Below are 13,673 nucleotides of genomic sequence, written 5' to 3'. Positions count from 1 at the left end.
GGGTGAGCGGCGGCACCGGAATTCGATCAGGCAGCGGCCTTGGACAGCGCGGCCTTCTGCGTTTCGAACGCATAGGTGAGCCACGGCATCAGCGCCTTCATGTCCGCCTCTTCGACGGTAGCGCCAGCCCAGATGCGCAAGCCCGACGGTGCGTCGCGGTAAGCGCCGACGTCGAGTGCGACGCCTTCCTTTTCGAGGATTGAGGTCACGCCCTTGGCAAAGGCTGCCTGTGCGTCAGCGTCGAGAGCGGCGACATCGGCATCGGCGATCTTCAGGCAGACCGAGGTGTTGGAGCGGGTCTCATCGACCTGCGCCAGATTGGCGATCCAGTCGTTGGCCGCCACGAAATCGAAGATCACCTTCGCATTCGCGTCGGCACGGGCAATCAGCGCCTTCAAGCCACCGAGCGACTTCGCCCATTGCAGCGCATCGATATAATCCTCGACGCAGAGCATGGACGGCGTGTTGATCGTCTCACCCTTGAAGATGCCCTCGGAAATCTTGCCGCCCGAGGTCATGCGGAAGATTTTTGGAAGCGGCCACGCCGGGACGTAGCTTTCAAGACGGGCGACAGCGCGCGGCGACAGGATGATCATGCCGTGGCCACCCTCGCCGCCCAACACCTTCTGCCAGGAGAAGGTGGTGACATCGAGCTTGGAGAAATCGAGGTCCTGCGCAAATGCGGCCGACGTTGCGTCGCAGATGGTGAGGCCCTTGCGGTCATCAGGGATGAAGTCGGCATTGGGAACGCGAACGCCAGACGTCGTGCCGTTCCAGGTAAAGACCACGTCACGGTCGAAATCGATAGTGGAAAGGTCGGGAAGCACGCCGTAATCGGCCTCGATCTTGCGCACATCCTTCAGCTTCAGCTGCTTGACCACGTCGGTGACCCAGCCGGCGCCAAAGCTTTCCCAGGCGACCATGTCGACGCCACGTTCGCCAAGCAGCGACCACATCGCCATTTCGACGGCGCCGGTGTCGGATGCGGGAACGATGCCGATACGGTAATCGGCCGGAACGTTCAGAACTTCACGGGTGAGATCGATGGCCTGCTTGAGCTTGTCCTTGCCAACCTTGGCGCGGTGCGAACGACCGAGCGGGGCATCGGAGAGAGCGTCGAGCGACCAACCGGGGCGCTTCGAGCAAGGGCCAGAAGAAAAATGGGCGTTATTCGGACGCAGGTCCGGCTTTGCGGCAGTGGCCATATGTATACCCTTCCAGGTAATTGGCTCCTCGTTGGGGAGGAGTGTCCCGCCGCCGTGGATAGTGGAAAGATGAGAAAAGCGCAAGTGGAAATGGGTTTCTGGAGAGTGCGGCTAGCAAGATCGCGCTGATGGAGCCGGAGTAGCACAAGACCGGGATCGGTCCGCTAGCATATGTATGATATGCCGATTCCCCGACTGATCACCCTTGCAAAGTCCAAAAGACTATCGCGCCGATAGTGTCGATATGGCTTGCAGCCCTGCAACGTCAGTGCGTCTCCAGCAATATGAGTCTGAAGCCCGCAGCCTATCGGGAAACTTTTCTCCGCCCAGGCTGTTTGACAGCTTACCTACAAATCCAGGAGCAGACCATGAAACGCTTTTTTGTACTGGCTGCAGCAGGCCTCCTCACGGCCTGCTCTACATCACAAGTCGACCTTTCCCCCATCCCCGGGAGCATCACATACAAAGGGCAGCCTCACACGCGGCTGAAAAACGCACCGGTGGGAAGCAGGATACCCCATGAATTTCGCAACCAGTTCGGTGAACGGATCAGCGAAACTTACGTCATCGAACCTGATCGTAGCCTGCGCATAATCGACAGACACAGGATCGACGGTCCGTTCGATGACTGACCGTCGATCAGACTTCCCTGAAAGCCCTGGATTGGTCGCCTAGACAGTTGACGCCGCGATCTGGCTCTAGCGCGCCTCCTCGTGACGCTCTTAGTGTACCAGTGAGATGAAAGGGCAGAGGCAACCGGTCATCGTCCGAGACAGGCAAACGACAAAAGGCCGCCCGGAAGGCGACCCTTTTTTCTCGAGGTCGAGATAAAGCTTACTTATAGACCAGCGGAGCCGGTTCCGGCTCGTAGGCGACGGGTGTCGCGCAGCCGCCGAAGACGTAGCGAGCGCCAAGGCGTGCTTCGTGGCTGTAGAAGCCCTTGTCGCGGCCCGGACCACCATTCGAGGCGTAACCGAACATGTCGCCGCCGTCGACATAGCGGAAGCGGTAGCCGACATCGGCCTTGACGTTGCAGGTCACGTCGATGGTCGCGCCAGCCATCAGGGCACCGGTCGCGCGCCACGAGCCCTTGCCGCCGTGTTCAACCGAATCATCGCACAGCGCCGGGTTTCCGGTGGCGCAGGACGTGTTGCGCAGCTTGTCCCATTTCACGTAGGTCGCACCGATACCGGCGCCGACATAGGGCGTGAAATAGGCGTATGTGCCGAGATCGACATAAACGTTGGCGAGAAGGCTATAGGCCCTCATCGATGCACGATCCTTGGAGATGCAGTCCGCCGCCACGCCGCAGCTGCCGCTCGTCGACCCTTCAAAATCGCTCTTCGTCAGGTAGTCGAAAGTCACGTCCGAGCGAAGGTAGTTGTTGATCTGGTAACCGACACCACCGCCGAACGTGAAGCTGTCGTCGATATCCGTCGACCGGAAATCCGTTTCGCTTGCCGAGCTGCCGCCCTGAAAGAACTTGGCGCCGCGCAGCTTGTTGAAGGAATAACCGACGTCGCCGCGCAGGTACCACCCGGTCGACTCCTGAACGGTCACTTCCGGTGCATCCTGAAAGGCTTCCGGCTGCGGCTGATAGACATCCGCGGAATAGGCAACGGTGGTCGTCAGCAAGAACGCCATCGTGGCTGCTAGGCACTTCTTCATGGCTCATCTCCAAGCTTGTCGCGTCAATGGCAGGCACGACGCCCGGCCACCTCTTTGACAATGAAGAATGAAGAAAAAAGGTTAAATGCTGATTAACTATAACCCCAGCAAGGTTATATTCGTGAAGATTTGCGGTTAACAGCACACTGCTCTTAACGACATGTTCACATTATATAAGTGAATTCTAAAAAATTATCGGCGAATTTTTCGTGAATGACGCCCTCGCCCGCCGCCCACTCGCGTCGGTCAGCCTTCCCGGTCCGCTTTGGCTTTGCGTTTCAGCTCGGCCACGGATCGAAGATGGTCGGCGAGCGCAGTCCTCAGTTTTTCCTGCTCATGCCTTGCGACAAGTTTGACCGCTGCCCTGCGGACAGCTTCGATTTTCACGTGCTGCATCTCTTCCATCCCGTCCTTGCGGGAAAGAGAACGCACCATCTCGAAGTTCGATCCCTAAAAAATCAGGGGTAACTTCTTGGCGAGCCAAGACGTTATCGGCGAACCGATCTGCTGCTTCGGAGTTGTCCGTTCTGCATAGGAAAGGGTCAGGTTTTGACACAACTGAATACCGATACTGGGAAATCATTGGCGGTCCACGCCGACGTGCCGCGACCGATCGCCGAACATGGTGCGGTCGGCAATCTGAGAACCCTGGCGCTGGTTGCGCGCGATGGTGCGATCGATTTTCTCTGCTGGCCGGATCTGGACAGTCCCAGCATCTTCGCCGCACTCCTCGATCCGGAAAAGGGCGGCGCGTTCGAGCTTTCGCCTGACATCGACGATGCCCGTCGTCTGCAGATGTATATCCCCGAGACCAACGTCCTCCTCACCCGCTGGCTCGGACAGCACCAGAGCGCCGAAGTGGTCGATCTGATGCCGGTGCCAAAAACCGAGGACGGGGTGGAGAACCTGATCCGCCGGGTTGAAGTCACCCGCGGCGAGATGACGTTTTCGCTGCGTTGCTGGCCGCGCTTCGACTATGCGCGCAAGGTGCCCGAGGTCACGGTCGACGGCGGCGTGTCAACGTTCCGCTGCGGTGATTTCACCCTTCGCCTCTCGGGCCCGGTGACCTTCGAAAAGGAAGACGGCGGTGTCAGCGCCACGTTTTCATTGAAAGCCGGAGAGACGGCCGACTTTGTTCTGGACGGAAACGACAGCGACGTCTGGGACAAGGACGCTGTCAGCGCTGCAATCGCGGACGCCATAGAATACTGGCAGGGCTGGGCAAAACGCTCGACCTATACCGGTCGCTGGCGCTCCTCCGTCACCCGCTCGGCACTGGCGCTCAAGCTTTTGACCTCGCAAAAGAACGGTTCCATCGCCGCAGCGGGCACATTCGGTTTGCCCGAAGCTCCGGGCGGCCCGCGAAACTGGGATTACCGTGCGACCTGGATCCGGGATGCCTCCTTCACGATCTACGCGCTGATGCGCCTTGGCTATCAGGACGAAGCGAACGCATTTTCCCATTGGCTCGTCGACAGGACGGACCGGTCGCCAGGTGGGCAAATACAGATCATGTACAATCTCGATGGCAGTCGCGTCGACACCGAACAGGAACTCGACCACCTCTCGGGCTATGGTGGCGCCAAACCCATCCGCGTCGGCAACAATGCCGCCGAACAAATCCAGCTCGACATCTACGGCGAGCTTCTCGATTCGGTCTATATCAGCAACAAATACGGCGAGGCGATCTCCCACGACAACTGGAATGCTGTCCGGCGTATCGTCGACCACGTATGCGACATCTGGCAGGACGCCGATGCCGGCATCTGGGAAATCCGCAGCGAGCCGCAGGAACATCTGCATTCCCGGCTTATGTGCTGGGTCGCGGTGGATCGTGCCATCCGGCTCGCGCAGAAGCGGTCGCTAACAGCTCCGTTCGGACGCTGGGTCGAGGCACGCAATGCCATCAGCGACGATATCTGGGCAAACTTCTGGAATGCCGATCTCGGGCACTTCGTTCATGCCAAGGGCGGCAGTGATCTCGACGCGTCCATGCTGATGATGCCGCTCGTGCGCTTCATCAGTGCCACCGACCCGGCCTGGCTGGCGACGCTCGATGCAATCGGCAACGAACTTGCCGATGATGCGCTCGTCATGCGCTACAAGCGCAAGGACGGCCTGGACGGCGATGAAGGCTTCTTCGCCGCCTGTTCATTCTGGTATGTGGAGTGCCTCGCCCGCGCCGGTCGCCTGGCGGAAGCCGAGATCAACATGGAAAAGCTGCTCCTGTTCGGCAATCACCTGCAGCTCTATGCGGAAGAATTCGATCCGCGCGGTGAGTTCCTCGGCAACTTCCCGCAGGCCTTCACCCACCTCGCCCTGATCAGCGCCGCCTTCTACCTCGACGGCGCACTGGACGGCAAGTTCAGGCAGTGGCGGCCGTAACCAGCGAACGGCCACAAGGTCGTGGCCCATCCCTCTCCCGTCATAGCCGGGAGAGGCTAGATCCGAACGATCCGTCAGGCCGCTTCCGGTCTGGCGTTGGCAATCACCGTAACGAGATCGCCGACGATGCGCTCGACCTGGGCCCGGTCGTCGCCTTCAGCCATGACACGGATCAGCGGCTCGGTGCCCGATGGGCGGATGACGAGTTGGCCCTTGGTGGCAAGCTCGGCTTCCGCATCCGCGATCGCCTGCCGCACAACGGCGTTTTCCAGCGGCTTGCCACCGGCGAAGCGTACGTTTTTCAACAGCTGCGGCACCGGCTCAAACCGGCGGCAGACTTCGCTCACCGGTCGATCGAGCCGCTTTACGCGGGCAAGGATCTGCAAGGCTGCGACAAGACCGTCACCGGTGGTGCCGAAATCCGACAGCACGATATGACCGGACTGTTCGCCACCCACGTTGAAATCGTGATTGCGCATGTGCTCGACCACATACCGGTCGCCGACCTTGGTGCGCGCAAGCGTCAGGCCCTTGGTCTCCATGAAGCGCTCGAGCCCGAGATTGGACATGACGGTCGCGACAATGCCGCCACCGGTCAGCTTGTCGTCTTCCGCCCAGCTTTCGCCGATAACCGCCATCAGCTGGTCGCCGTCGATGATATCGCCATTCTCGTCGACGATGATGACACGGTCCGCGTCGCCGTCGAGCGCAATGCCGATATCGGAGCGCGTCTCGTGGACCTTGCGCTGCAGCGCCGCCGGGCTGGTTGAGCCGCAATCGAGATTGATGTTGGTGCCGTTCGGCTCGTTGCCGATCGTGACCACTTCGGCGCCGAGCTCCCACAGAGCCAGCGGCGCGACCTTGTAGGCGGCACCATTGGCGCAATCGATCGCGACCCGAAGACCGTGCAGCGTCACGTCACGCGGGAGCGTGCGCTTGGCCTGTTCGATATAACGGTAGATATCGCCCTCGACGCGCTTGGCGCGACCGATATCGGCCGATTTTGCCAGCTGCGAATGGAGGTCGCTGTCGAGCAGATCCTCGATCCGCATTTCCAGCTCATCGGAAAGCTTGTAGCCGTCGGGGCCGAACAGCTTGATGCCGTTATCCTCGAACGGGTTGTGTGAAGCGGAAATCATCACGCCGACATCCGCACGCAGCGAGCGCGTCAGCATGGCGACGGCGGGCGTCGGGATCGGGCCAAGCAAAAACACGTCGAGGCCGGCTGCGGTAAAGCCCGCGACCATGGCATTTTCCAGCATGTAGCCGGAAAGACGGGTATCCTTGCCGATTACCACGCGGTGGCGGTGCGTTCCGTTGCGAAAAATCGTTCCGACGGCAATACCGACGCGCATCGCAAGATCTGGCGTCATCGGATAGACGTTGGAATGCCCGCGGATGCCATCAGTCCCAAAATAGCGGCGTGTCATGTAAGCTCCCTGGTACACGCGCTCTCAAAAGCGCGGTCTTCGCCCGGTTATGGCTATATGTGCAACATGCCCGAGCGGATCGGCGGCATTGCCGTCCAAGATCGGCTCATGCCACAGTTCATCTGCGTTGGCACCTAAATTACCGTCAAAATCGCTTATATCCCGTTACCGAACCAGTCCCGCTAAGGTCGATAAGCAAAAGCCGCCGCGGAAGTTTCCGCAGCGGCTTTAATAGGTTTGATGCAGTAGAGATCAGTGCGGCTGAGGTTCAAGACCGCCTTCGGGCGCATCGCCCTTCGGCTCGTCCTTCTTTACACCGGCGCTCGGCACAGCCGAACCACGGCTTGGCGTCGAATCGTCGCCAAGGTCACGCGACGGCTTCTGGCCGAGAATCAGCGCTCTGATTTCGTCACCCGAAAGGGTTTCGTACTCGAGAAGGCCCTCAGCGATGGCCACGAACTGATCGTGGTATTCAGTCAGGATGTGGCGCGCTTCCGTATAGGCTTCGTCGATCAGACGGCGCACTTCGCTATCGATCTTCTGGGCCGTCGATTCGGACACGTTCTTCGACTGCGAAACCGAATGTCCGAGGAAGACTTCCTGCTGGTTTTCACCATAGGCAACCTGACCGAGAATGTCGGAAAAGCCCCACTGGGTGACCATGGCACGCGCAAGCTTGGTCGCCTGCTCGATGTCAGAGGAAGCACCGGACGTGATGTTTTCCTTGCCGAACGTCAGTTCTTCAGCAACGCGGCCACCCATCATGATGGTCAGGCGCGATACCATCCACTTGTAGCTCATCGAATAGCGGTCGCCTTCCGGCAACTGCATGACCATGCCGAGCGCACGGCCGCGCGGAATAATGGTCGCCTTGTGCAGCGGATCGGCAACGGCCACCTTGAGGGCGGTGATCGCATGACCGGCTTCGTGATAGGCGGTAAGCTTCTTTTCGGCTTCGGTCATGGCGGACGAGCGACGCTCGGCACCCATCATGATCTTGTCCTTGGCGTCTTCGAATTCCTGCATGGTGACGAGACGCTTGTTGCGGCGCGCTGCCATCAGGGCAAATTCGTTGACAAGGTTCATGAGGTCGGCACCGGAGAAACCGGGCGTACCACGGGCAAGAACCTTGAGATCCACGTTGGGAGCAAGCGGCACGTTGCGCGCGTGAACCTTGAGGATGCGTTCGCGACCGACGATGTCAGGGTTCGGCACGACGACCTGACGGTCGAAACGGCCTGGACGCAGAAGTGCGGGATCGAGAACATCAGGACGGTTGGTTGCGGCGATGAGGATGATACCCTCGTTCGCCTCAAAGCCGTCCATCTCGACCAGAAGCTGGTTCAGCGTCTGCTCGCGTTCGTCGTTACCACCGCCGAGGCCTGCGCCACGGTGACGGCCGACGGCGTCGATTTCGTCGATGAAGATGATGCAGGGCGCATTTTTCTTGGCCTGCTCGAACATGTCGCGCACACGGGATGCACCGACGCCGACGAACATTTCCACGAAGTCCGAACCGGAGATCGTGAAGAACGGCACGTTGGCTTCACCTGCCACCGAACGGGCGAGCAGCGTCTTACCGGTGCCCGGAGGGCCGACAAGCAGCACGCCGCGAGGGATACGACCGCCGAGACGCTGGAACTTCTGCGGATCGCGCAGGAATTCGACGATTTCCTCGAGGTCAGCCTTGGCTTCGTCGACGCCGGCAACGTCCTCAAACGTGACGCGGCCATGCGCTTCGGTCAAAAGCTTCGCCTTCGACTTGCCGAAGCCCATCGCACCGCGTGAGCCACCCTGCATCTGGCGCATGAAGAACAGCCAGACACCGAGGATCAGCAGCATCGGCAACAGCGTGCCGATATAGCTCAGGAAGCCAGACGATCCGTCTGTCTCGGGGCGAGCCATGATCGAGACGTTCTTCGACTGAAGACGCTCCATCAGGCTGTCATCGATGACCGGGGAGTATGTCTGGAAATTGGTGCCGTTCTCGGTATAGGTGCCGAGGACACGATTGCCGGTCACGACGACGTCGCGAACGCGGCCGGAATCCACGTCACGCAGGAACTGCGAATACGGAATTTCGCGCGAGGACGTCTGCGACGGCGCCGTCTGGAACATGCTGAACAAAGCGATCAGCAGCAGGGCTATAATGGCCCAGAGGGCAAAATTGCGAAAATTTGGGTTCATCGAACTCCCCAGTATGCCAACGGTCACATCATGGCGACCGCCCTTCTTGGAACCTAACATAGGGTTGAGCTTTGGCATTGCCAAGGCGAACCGGCACGGACGCCTAGCTTTTCCGCTGCGAAAGCTTAACCGGAAGCGGGGGTATATCGTCGCATCCGACCAAATCGGCGAACTGGGCTGCAATCTCGAGCTCGAACTGCGACAGGAAGCGTTCGAACGTCCCCAGGACCGGGTGCATGTCAATCGCGTGCAGCAGGCCAGTTTCGAGTGTTTGCACCTGTGGCATTGCCGCCATGGCCCGCATCGCGACCGACCCGGGCGCATTCGGGAAAAGCCAGCCCGCCAGCGTGCGATCGGGAATGGTCGGCCCGATCACGATTTCGCTATTGGTTGGGTTGTGGACGCGGTATCGGCCATCGCAGACCTTCACCGCCCCCGCCGCGATGCGAACAGGGTTCAGATTGCGGCTTTCCCGGTAAAGATACAGCCCATCCCGACGCAGATCGAGGATGACCCGCCCTCCAGACATTCGGCCGAGGTGCCGGCCATCCAGAAATGCCGCGACCCGTGTCATCGTCTCGGTCGAAGGAACGTGTTCCCGTCCGCCCAGGAGCGCGATGAGATGTCCGAGCAGATGGTCCCGAGCCAGTGGATCGCCGCCCAATGCTTCGACCGGAAGATAAGCCAGAACCCCATGGCTGATGGTCAGCTGCTCGCGGGCCAGTTCCGCCGCATGGCGGGACAGACGCGTTCGCGAAGCGCCGGCCGCAGCGATCTCGTCCATCGTCACCGTTTCGATGCCCGTCAGAGCATTTCGAGTTCTGACCCTCTCGTAATGGCTGTCGAGGTTGCTCGGGTCGTCGATCCAGCCCTCGCCTCCCGCTGCAAGAAAATCCCGGATCGCTGAGCGACGCACAGACAGAAACGGTCGCAGCAGCCAGCGCCGTCTGTCGAGCAGGACTGCACCTGCCATGCCCGCCAGACCCAGCTTGCCCTTCGTGCCGTTGCGCACTGCGCGCATCGCCACCGTTTCGATCTGGTCATCCAGCGTATGGCCCGTGAGGATGGCGGTGGCTGCGATCTCGTCAGCGATCTCCATCAGCAGCCGGTAGCGAGCTTCTCGTGCAGCAGCCGGAATGCCGGTCGTTGGTTTGTCGCCGTCCCAGCGGCGGATCGTGTGGGGAATGCCCTTGCGTGCGCAAAGAGATGCCACCGCGCCGGCCTCCGCGCCTGATTCGGCTCGCAGCGCATGATCGATCGTGGCAGCGGCAAGTTCGATCCCGCCTTCCGGGTCAGTAGCCAGCGCCTCCTGAAGCGCGAGCAGAAGCCCGGTCGAATCACTGCCGCCGGAGATCCCCACAAGCAGTTTCGCCGGCCTTGAAAGACCGGCGAGAAATTCACGAACCGCTGACTGCGGGGATGGATCCGGTTTTGTCACCGCCGCAGGATCAGCAGGACAGCCGCTTCTGCTCGGTCGTCACCTTGCCGAGCACGGCGCGCTGCGCATTCGGATAGCGCTTGGGAACCTCGCGAAGCGTCGCGCAGGCCGTATCCTTGTTGTCGAGAGCGGCAAGCGACATGCCAAGCTTCAGCAGCATTTCAGGGGCCTTTGCGGACTTGCCGTAGGTCTGATGCGCATTGAGAAAGGTCTTTGCCGCATCGGCATATTTCGCCTGCGAGAACTGCGCTTCGCCGAGCCAGAAATTGGCGTCTGCGGCACGCGCGCTCTTCGGGTAGCTCGTGAGGTAGGCCGAGAATTCCTTTTCGGCGAGCGGATAGTCGCCGGAAAGCACGTGGTCGTAGGCGATCTTGTAGCTGTCGCTCTCACTGCCGAGCGAAGCCGTCTGCTGCGGATCCTGGGACGTGCCGCTGCGTGACGAGCCGGAGGAGACACCGGGCAGACCGGCCGAATTGCGGGCATTGTCGTTGCGGGACGCACCGACAGTATTTCCGCTCGTGTCGAGATTCATCGATCCAAGCGTTGTTGGCGCAGGTGCGGCGCGGTTGCCTGTGGTCGCGGATGGGCTGGATGGCTCACCGATGATGCGAGCCACGTCGTCGGCGCTTTGCGCGGCGGGCGGGGAGGTTTCGCCGGAGGAAGCCGAAGACGAAGGGCGGTTGGACGCCACGGCCGGTTGCCCGCCCGTGTCGCCCAAGTCGCTTCTCTTCTTCTTTTCCAGGTCCTGGAAACGGAATTCGTTATCTTCCTGCGTTTTGCGCAGTTGTTCCTGCATCTGCAGGAGCTGATAACTCATTTCCTCGATACGGCCGTTAAGCTGCCGTACCTCTTCCTGAAGCTGCTGCGTCCGGACGGCATCGCCGCCCTGCGCGAGGATCACAGGCCGTTGTTCGGCCTGCGGCTGTTGCGGAACGCTTTGCTCGCCCTGGAAGAGTTTCGGAAATGAGAAGGCCCCAGCAGGGCCCGCCATCGCCGCCAGCCCCAGCATCGCTGCCAAGACAATTTTCTTCATGTCGTCCGTCCTGCTTCCCGCGCTTCGGCCCTCAAGCCGGAATGGCTTTCGGAAAGAACGAAGCGCAACCTATGTTCTACAACGCGCTGTGCGCATCGGAAACCCGGTGCGCGGCGCTGTAGCTTGCGCCGGATTGGCGCAATACGGATTTTTCTGAACTGCCGTCAAAAAGCAACCAAGTCGACGTTCAAAATCAAGGGAAACGGGGCCAAACTAAGGAAAAACAAAAAAGGTGGCGCGAAGGCCACCTTTTCTCACCAAAATGTCATGTGTGGAACGGGGACTGGCCCCGCCCCTCACCGGCATTACATGCCAGCGCCACCGAGAACGGTAACCGCGCGGCGGTTCTGCGACCAGCAGGAGATGTCGTCGCAAACTGCGACCGGACGTTCCTTGCCGAAGGAAATGGTCTTGATGCGGTTGGCAGGAATGCCGCGCGAAGCAAGATATTCCTTGGTGGACGAAGCGCGACGGGCGCCGAGTGCCAGGTTGTATTCGCGTGTACCGCGTTCGTCGGCATGGCCTTCGACGGTGATCGCGTAGTTCGGGTAACGCTGCAGCCACTGAGCCTGACGATCGAGCGTCTGCTGGGCATCTGCACGGATCGAGGTCGAGTCCGTATCGAAGAAGATCCGGTCGCCGACATTGACCGTGAAGTCCTGGCTCGAGCCAGGTGTTGCCGAGCCGCCGGCACCACCGCCGTTGAGGCCAAGGTCACCCGCGTTGTTCGGAAGGTTCTTCTTGTTGGCGCAGCCTGCGAGAGCGAGGGCCAGCGTCAGAGCGATGACGGCCGGGTTGCGAGCGAGGGTCTGCATACGGCTCATCGCCGGGGTATGAATGCGGCTCATGGCCGTTCTCTCCTTGATAATTAATTTCAGAGTTGCCGAACTCTAACGGATTTAGGTTAACCATGATCAAACGCTTATGGTTAACGAATTCCTTCCGGTGCCCTATTTTTCAGTCGTTCGCTGCCGGTTGGAACGCAAGCGCGGCAGATCTGCCGCGCCTCAAACGTGCCTCCTATTCAAGAAGCGGCGACCAGGCCGGGTCGGACCCGAATGCCGGTGTCTTGACCATCTGCTCGTTATAGCCGCTGAGATCGATCGAATACAACTGCGGACCACCGGCGCCGGCGTTCTGGCGGAAGAACATCAGAACACGCCCGTTCGGTGCCCAGGTCGGACCCTCGTTATGGAAGCCCGATGTCAGAATGCGCTCGCCAGAACCGTCCGGACGCATCACGCCGATCGAGAACTTTCCGCCCGACTGCTTGGTGAACGCGATCAGATCGCCACGCGGCGACCAGACCGGCGTCGAATAGGAACCATCGCCGAACGAGACGCGGCTCTGGCCCGAACCGTCGGCCCCCATCACGTAGATCTGCTGGCGGCCGCCGCGGTCGCTTTCGAACGTGATGCGCGCACCATCGGGCGAATAGGATGGCGCGGTATCGATCGCAGCCGTCGACGTCAGGCGCGTCGTCGTGCGCGAACGCAGGTCCATCGTGTAAATATTCGCGTTGCCTTCCTGCTGAAGGCTCATGATCACCTTCTGACCGTCAGGCGAGAAGCGAGGCGAGAACGTCATGCCGGGGAAATTGCCCACCACTTCGCGCTGTCCGGTTTCCAGCTGCAGCAGGTAGACCCGCGGCTGGTTGCCCTCGAACGACATGTAGGTGACTTCCTGACGGCTTGGCGAAAAGCGCGGCGTCAGCACGAGATCCTTGGTGCCGGTCAGCATGCGGACGTTGAAACCGTCCTGGTCCATGATTGCCAACTGACGCTGACGGGCAGTCTTCGGACCGCTTTCGGATACGAACACGACGCGGGTGTCAAAGTAGCCCTGCTCGCCGGTGATCTGCTTATAGATCGCGTCGGCGATGATGTGCGCCAGACGACGCCAGTTTTCCGGCTGAGTAAAGAACTGCTGGCCGGTCATCTGCTGGCCGGCAAACGTATCCCAGAGACGGAATTCGGCGCGCAGACGACCGTCGCCTTCACGGCTGACGCGACCGACGACCAGCGCCTGGGCGTTGATCGCCTTCCAGTCTTCGAAACGCGGCGCGCGGCCCGGATCGGTGATTTTTTCGATGAACGCCTGCTTGTTGACAGGCGCGAACAATCCCGAACGCTGAAGATCGGCGGCGATAACCTGCGAAATCTGCGGTCCAAGCTCGTTGTTGGACAGGAAATCGGTAATCGCGATCGGCAGCGGCTCAACATTGCCCTTGTTGATGTTGATCTCGACCACCGCGTTTGCGGGGTTGGAGATCGCGGCGGCACCGGCGGACGCCATCATGAGCCCGAGGAAGGAACGTCTGATCATGG

At 60.5% G+C, this 13,673-nt stretch carries 11 protein-coding genes; 2 read left to right on the top strand and 9 right to left on the bottom strand.

What is annotated here, in order from left to right:
* Positions 1-26: 26 nt before the first annotated feature.
* The gene (locus ACQY1J_RS08035; RefSeq protein ID WP_430251129.1) at positions 27-1,205 is read right to left on the bottom strand and encodes a phosphoserine transaminase; all 1,179 of its coding nucleotides are present in this window, start codon (positions 1,203-1,205) and stop codon (positions 27-29) included.
* A gap of 368 nt (positions 1,206-1,573) precedes the next feature.
* Between ACQY1J_RS08035 and ACQY1J_RS08030 the strand changes: the two genes are divergently transcribed.
* Complete coding sequence (locus tag ACQY1J_RS08030) at positions 1,574-1,837, top strand: hypothetical protein (protein WP_062583120.1); 264 nt, start codon at positions 1,574-1,576, stop codon at positions 1,835-1,837.
* Between the two features lie 202 nt (positions 1,838-2,039).
* Here the strand turns inward: ACQY1J_RS08030 and ACQY1J_RS08025 are convergent, their stop codons facing one another.
* Complete coding sequence (locus ACQY1J_RS08025; RefSeq protein ID WP_062460728.1) at positions 2,040-2,873, bottom strand: outer membrane protein; 834 nt, start codon at positions 2,871-2,873, stop codon at positions 2,040-2,042.
* A 246-nt stretch (positions 2,874-3,119) separates the two neighbouring features.
* Complete coding sequence (locus tag ACQY1J_RS08020) at positions 3,120-3,269, bottom strand: hypothetical protein (protein ID WP_162728259.1); 150 nt, start codon at positions 3,267-3,269, stop codon at positions 3,120-3,122.
* 153 nt (positions 3,270-3,422) lie between these two features.
* Between ACQY1J_RS08020 and ACQY1J_RS08015 the strand changes: the two genes are divergently transcribed.
* The gene (locus ACQY1J_RS08015; protein WP_430251128.1) at positions 3,423-5,258 is read left to right on the top strand and encodes a glycoside hydrolase family 15 protein; all 1,836 of its coding nucleotides are present in this window, start codon (positions 3,423-3,425) and stop codon (positions 5,256-5,258) included.
* Positions 5,259-5,332: 74 nt separating this feature from the next.
* On the opposite strand, the gene glmM is transcribed toward ACQY1J_RS08015, so the two are convergent.
* The 6 genes from glmM to tolB form a co-directional block, all read right to left on the bottom strand.
* Positions 5,333-6,688 (bottom strand): phosphoglucosamine mutase, encoded by a 1,356-nt coding sequence (gene glmM / locus ACQY1J_RS08010; RefSeq protein ID WP_430251127.1) that lies wholly within the window; start codon positions 6,686-6,688, stop codon positions 5,333-5,335.
* 252 nt (positions 6,689-6,940) lie between these two features.
* On the bottom strand, positions 6,941-8,875 hold the full coding sequence (gene ftsH, locus ACQY1J_RS08005; RefSeq protein ID WP_430251126.1) for an ATP-dependent zinc metalloprotease FtsH: 1,935 nt from the start codon (positions 8,873-8,875) through the stop codon (positions 6,941-6,943).
* Positions 8,876-8,978: 103 nt separating this feature from the next.
* Positions 8,979-10,313 carry a tRNA lysidine(34) synthetase TilS gene (gene tilS / locus ACQY1J_RS08000; protein ID WP_430251125.1) on the bottom strand — a complete coding sequence of 445 codons (1,335 nt, stop codon included), beginning with the start codon at positions 10,311-10,313 and terminating at the stop codon, positions 8,979-8,981.
* 10 nt (positions 10,314-10,323) lie between these two features.
* Entirely contained in the window at positions 10,324-11,346 is a 1,023-nt protein-coding gene (gene ybgF / locus ACQY1J_RS07995) for a tol-pal system protein YbgF (protein WP_430251124.1), read from the bottom strand.
* Between the two features lie 305 nt (positions 11,347-11,651).
* Positions 11,652-12,194: a peptidoglycan-associated lipoprotein Pal gene (pal, locus tag ACQY1J_RS07990; protein WP_062460745.1), complete on the bottom strand. Its 543-nt coding sequence runs from the start codon at positions 12,192-12,194 to the stop codon at positions 11,652-11,654.
* Positions 12,195-12,366: 172 nt separating this feature from the next.
* The gene (gene tolB / locus ACQY1J_RS07985; RefSeq protein WP_062460748.1) at positions 12,367-13,671 is read right to left on the bottom strand and encodes a Tol-Pal system beta propeller repeat protein TolB; all 1,305 of its coding nucleotides are present in this window, start codon (positions 13,669-13,671) and stop codon (positions 12,367-12,369) included.
* Positions 13,672-13,673: the final 2 nt, after the last annotated feature.

It is taken from the genome of Neorhizobium sp. DAR64860/K0K1, from assembly GCF_050500205.1.
Taxonomy (GTDB): Bacteria; Pseudomonadota; Alphaproteobacteria; order Rhizobiales; family Rhizobiaceae; genus Neorhizobium; species Neorhizobium soli.
This window is presented reverse-complemented; position numbering and strand designations above follow the sequence as displayed.

Bases quoted from the DNA above. Each gene is read 5' to 3' on its own strand.
- pal (WP_062460745.1), bottom strand. From the start codon at position 12,194: ATGAGCCGCATTCATACCCCGGCGATGAGCCGTATGCAGACCCTCGCT.
- glmM (WP_430251127.1), bottom strand. From the start codon at position 6,688: ATGACACGCCGCTATTTTGGGACTGATGGCATCCGCGGGCATTCCAAC.
- ybgF (WP_430251124.1), bottom strand. From the start codon at position 11,346: ATGAAGAAAATTGTCTTGGCAGCGATGCTGGGGCTGGCGGCGATGGCG.
- ACQY1J_RS08020 (WP_162728259.1), bottom strand. From the start codon at position 3,269: ATGCAGCACGTGAAAATCGAAGCTGTCCGCAGGGCAGCGGTCAAACTT.
- ftsH (WP_430251126.1), bottom strand. From the start codon at position 8,875: ATGAACCCAAATTTTCGCAATTTTGCCCTCTGGGCCATTATAGCCCTG.
- tolB (WP_062460748.1), bottom strand. From the start codon at position 13,671: ATGATCAGACGTTCCTTCCTCGGGCTCATGATGGCGTCCGCCGGTGCC.
- ACQY1J_RS08035 (WP_430251129.1), bottom strand. From the start codon at position 1,205: ATGGCCACTGCCGCAAAGCCGGACCTGCGTCCGAATAACGCCCATTTT.
- ACQY1J_RS08030 (WP_062583120.1), top strand. From the start codon at position 1,574: ATGAAACGCTTTTTTGTACTGGCTGCAGCAGGCCTCCTCACGGCCTGC.
- ACQY1J_RS08025 (WP_062460728.1), bottom strand. From the start codon at position 2,873: ATGAAGAAGTGCCTAGCAGCCACGATGGCGTTCTTGCTGACGACCACC.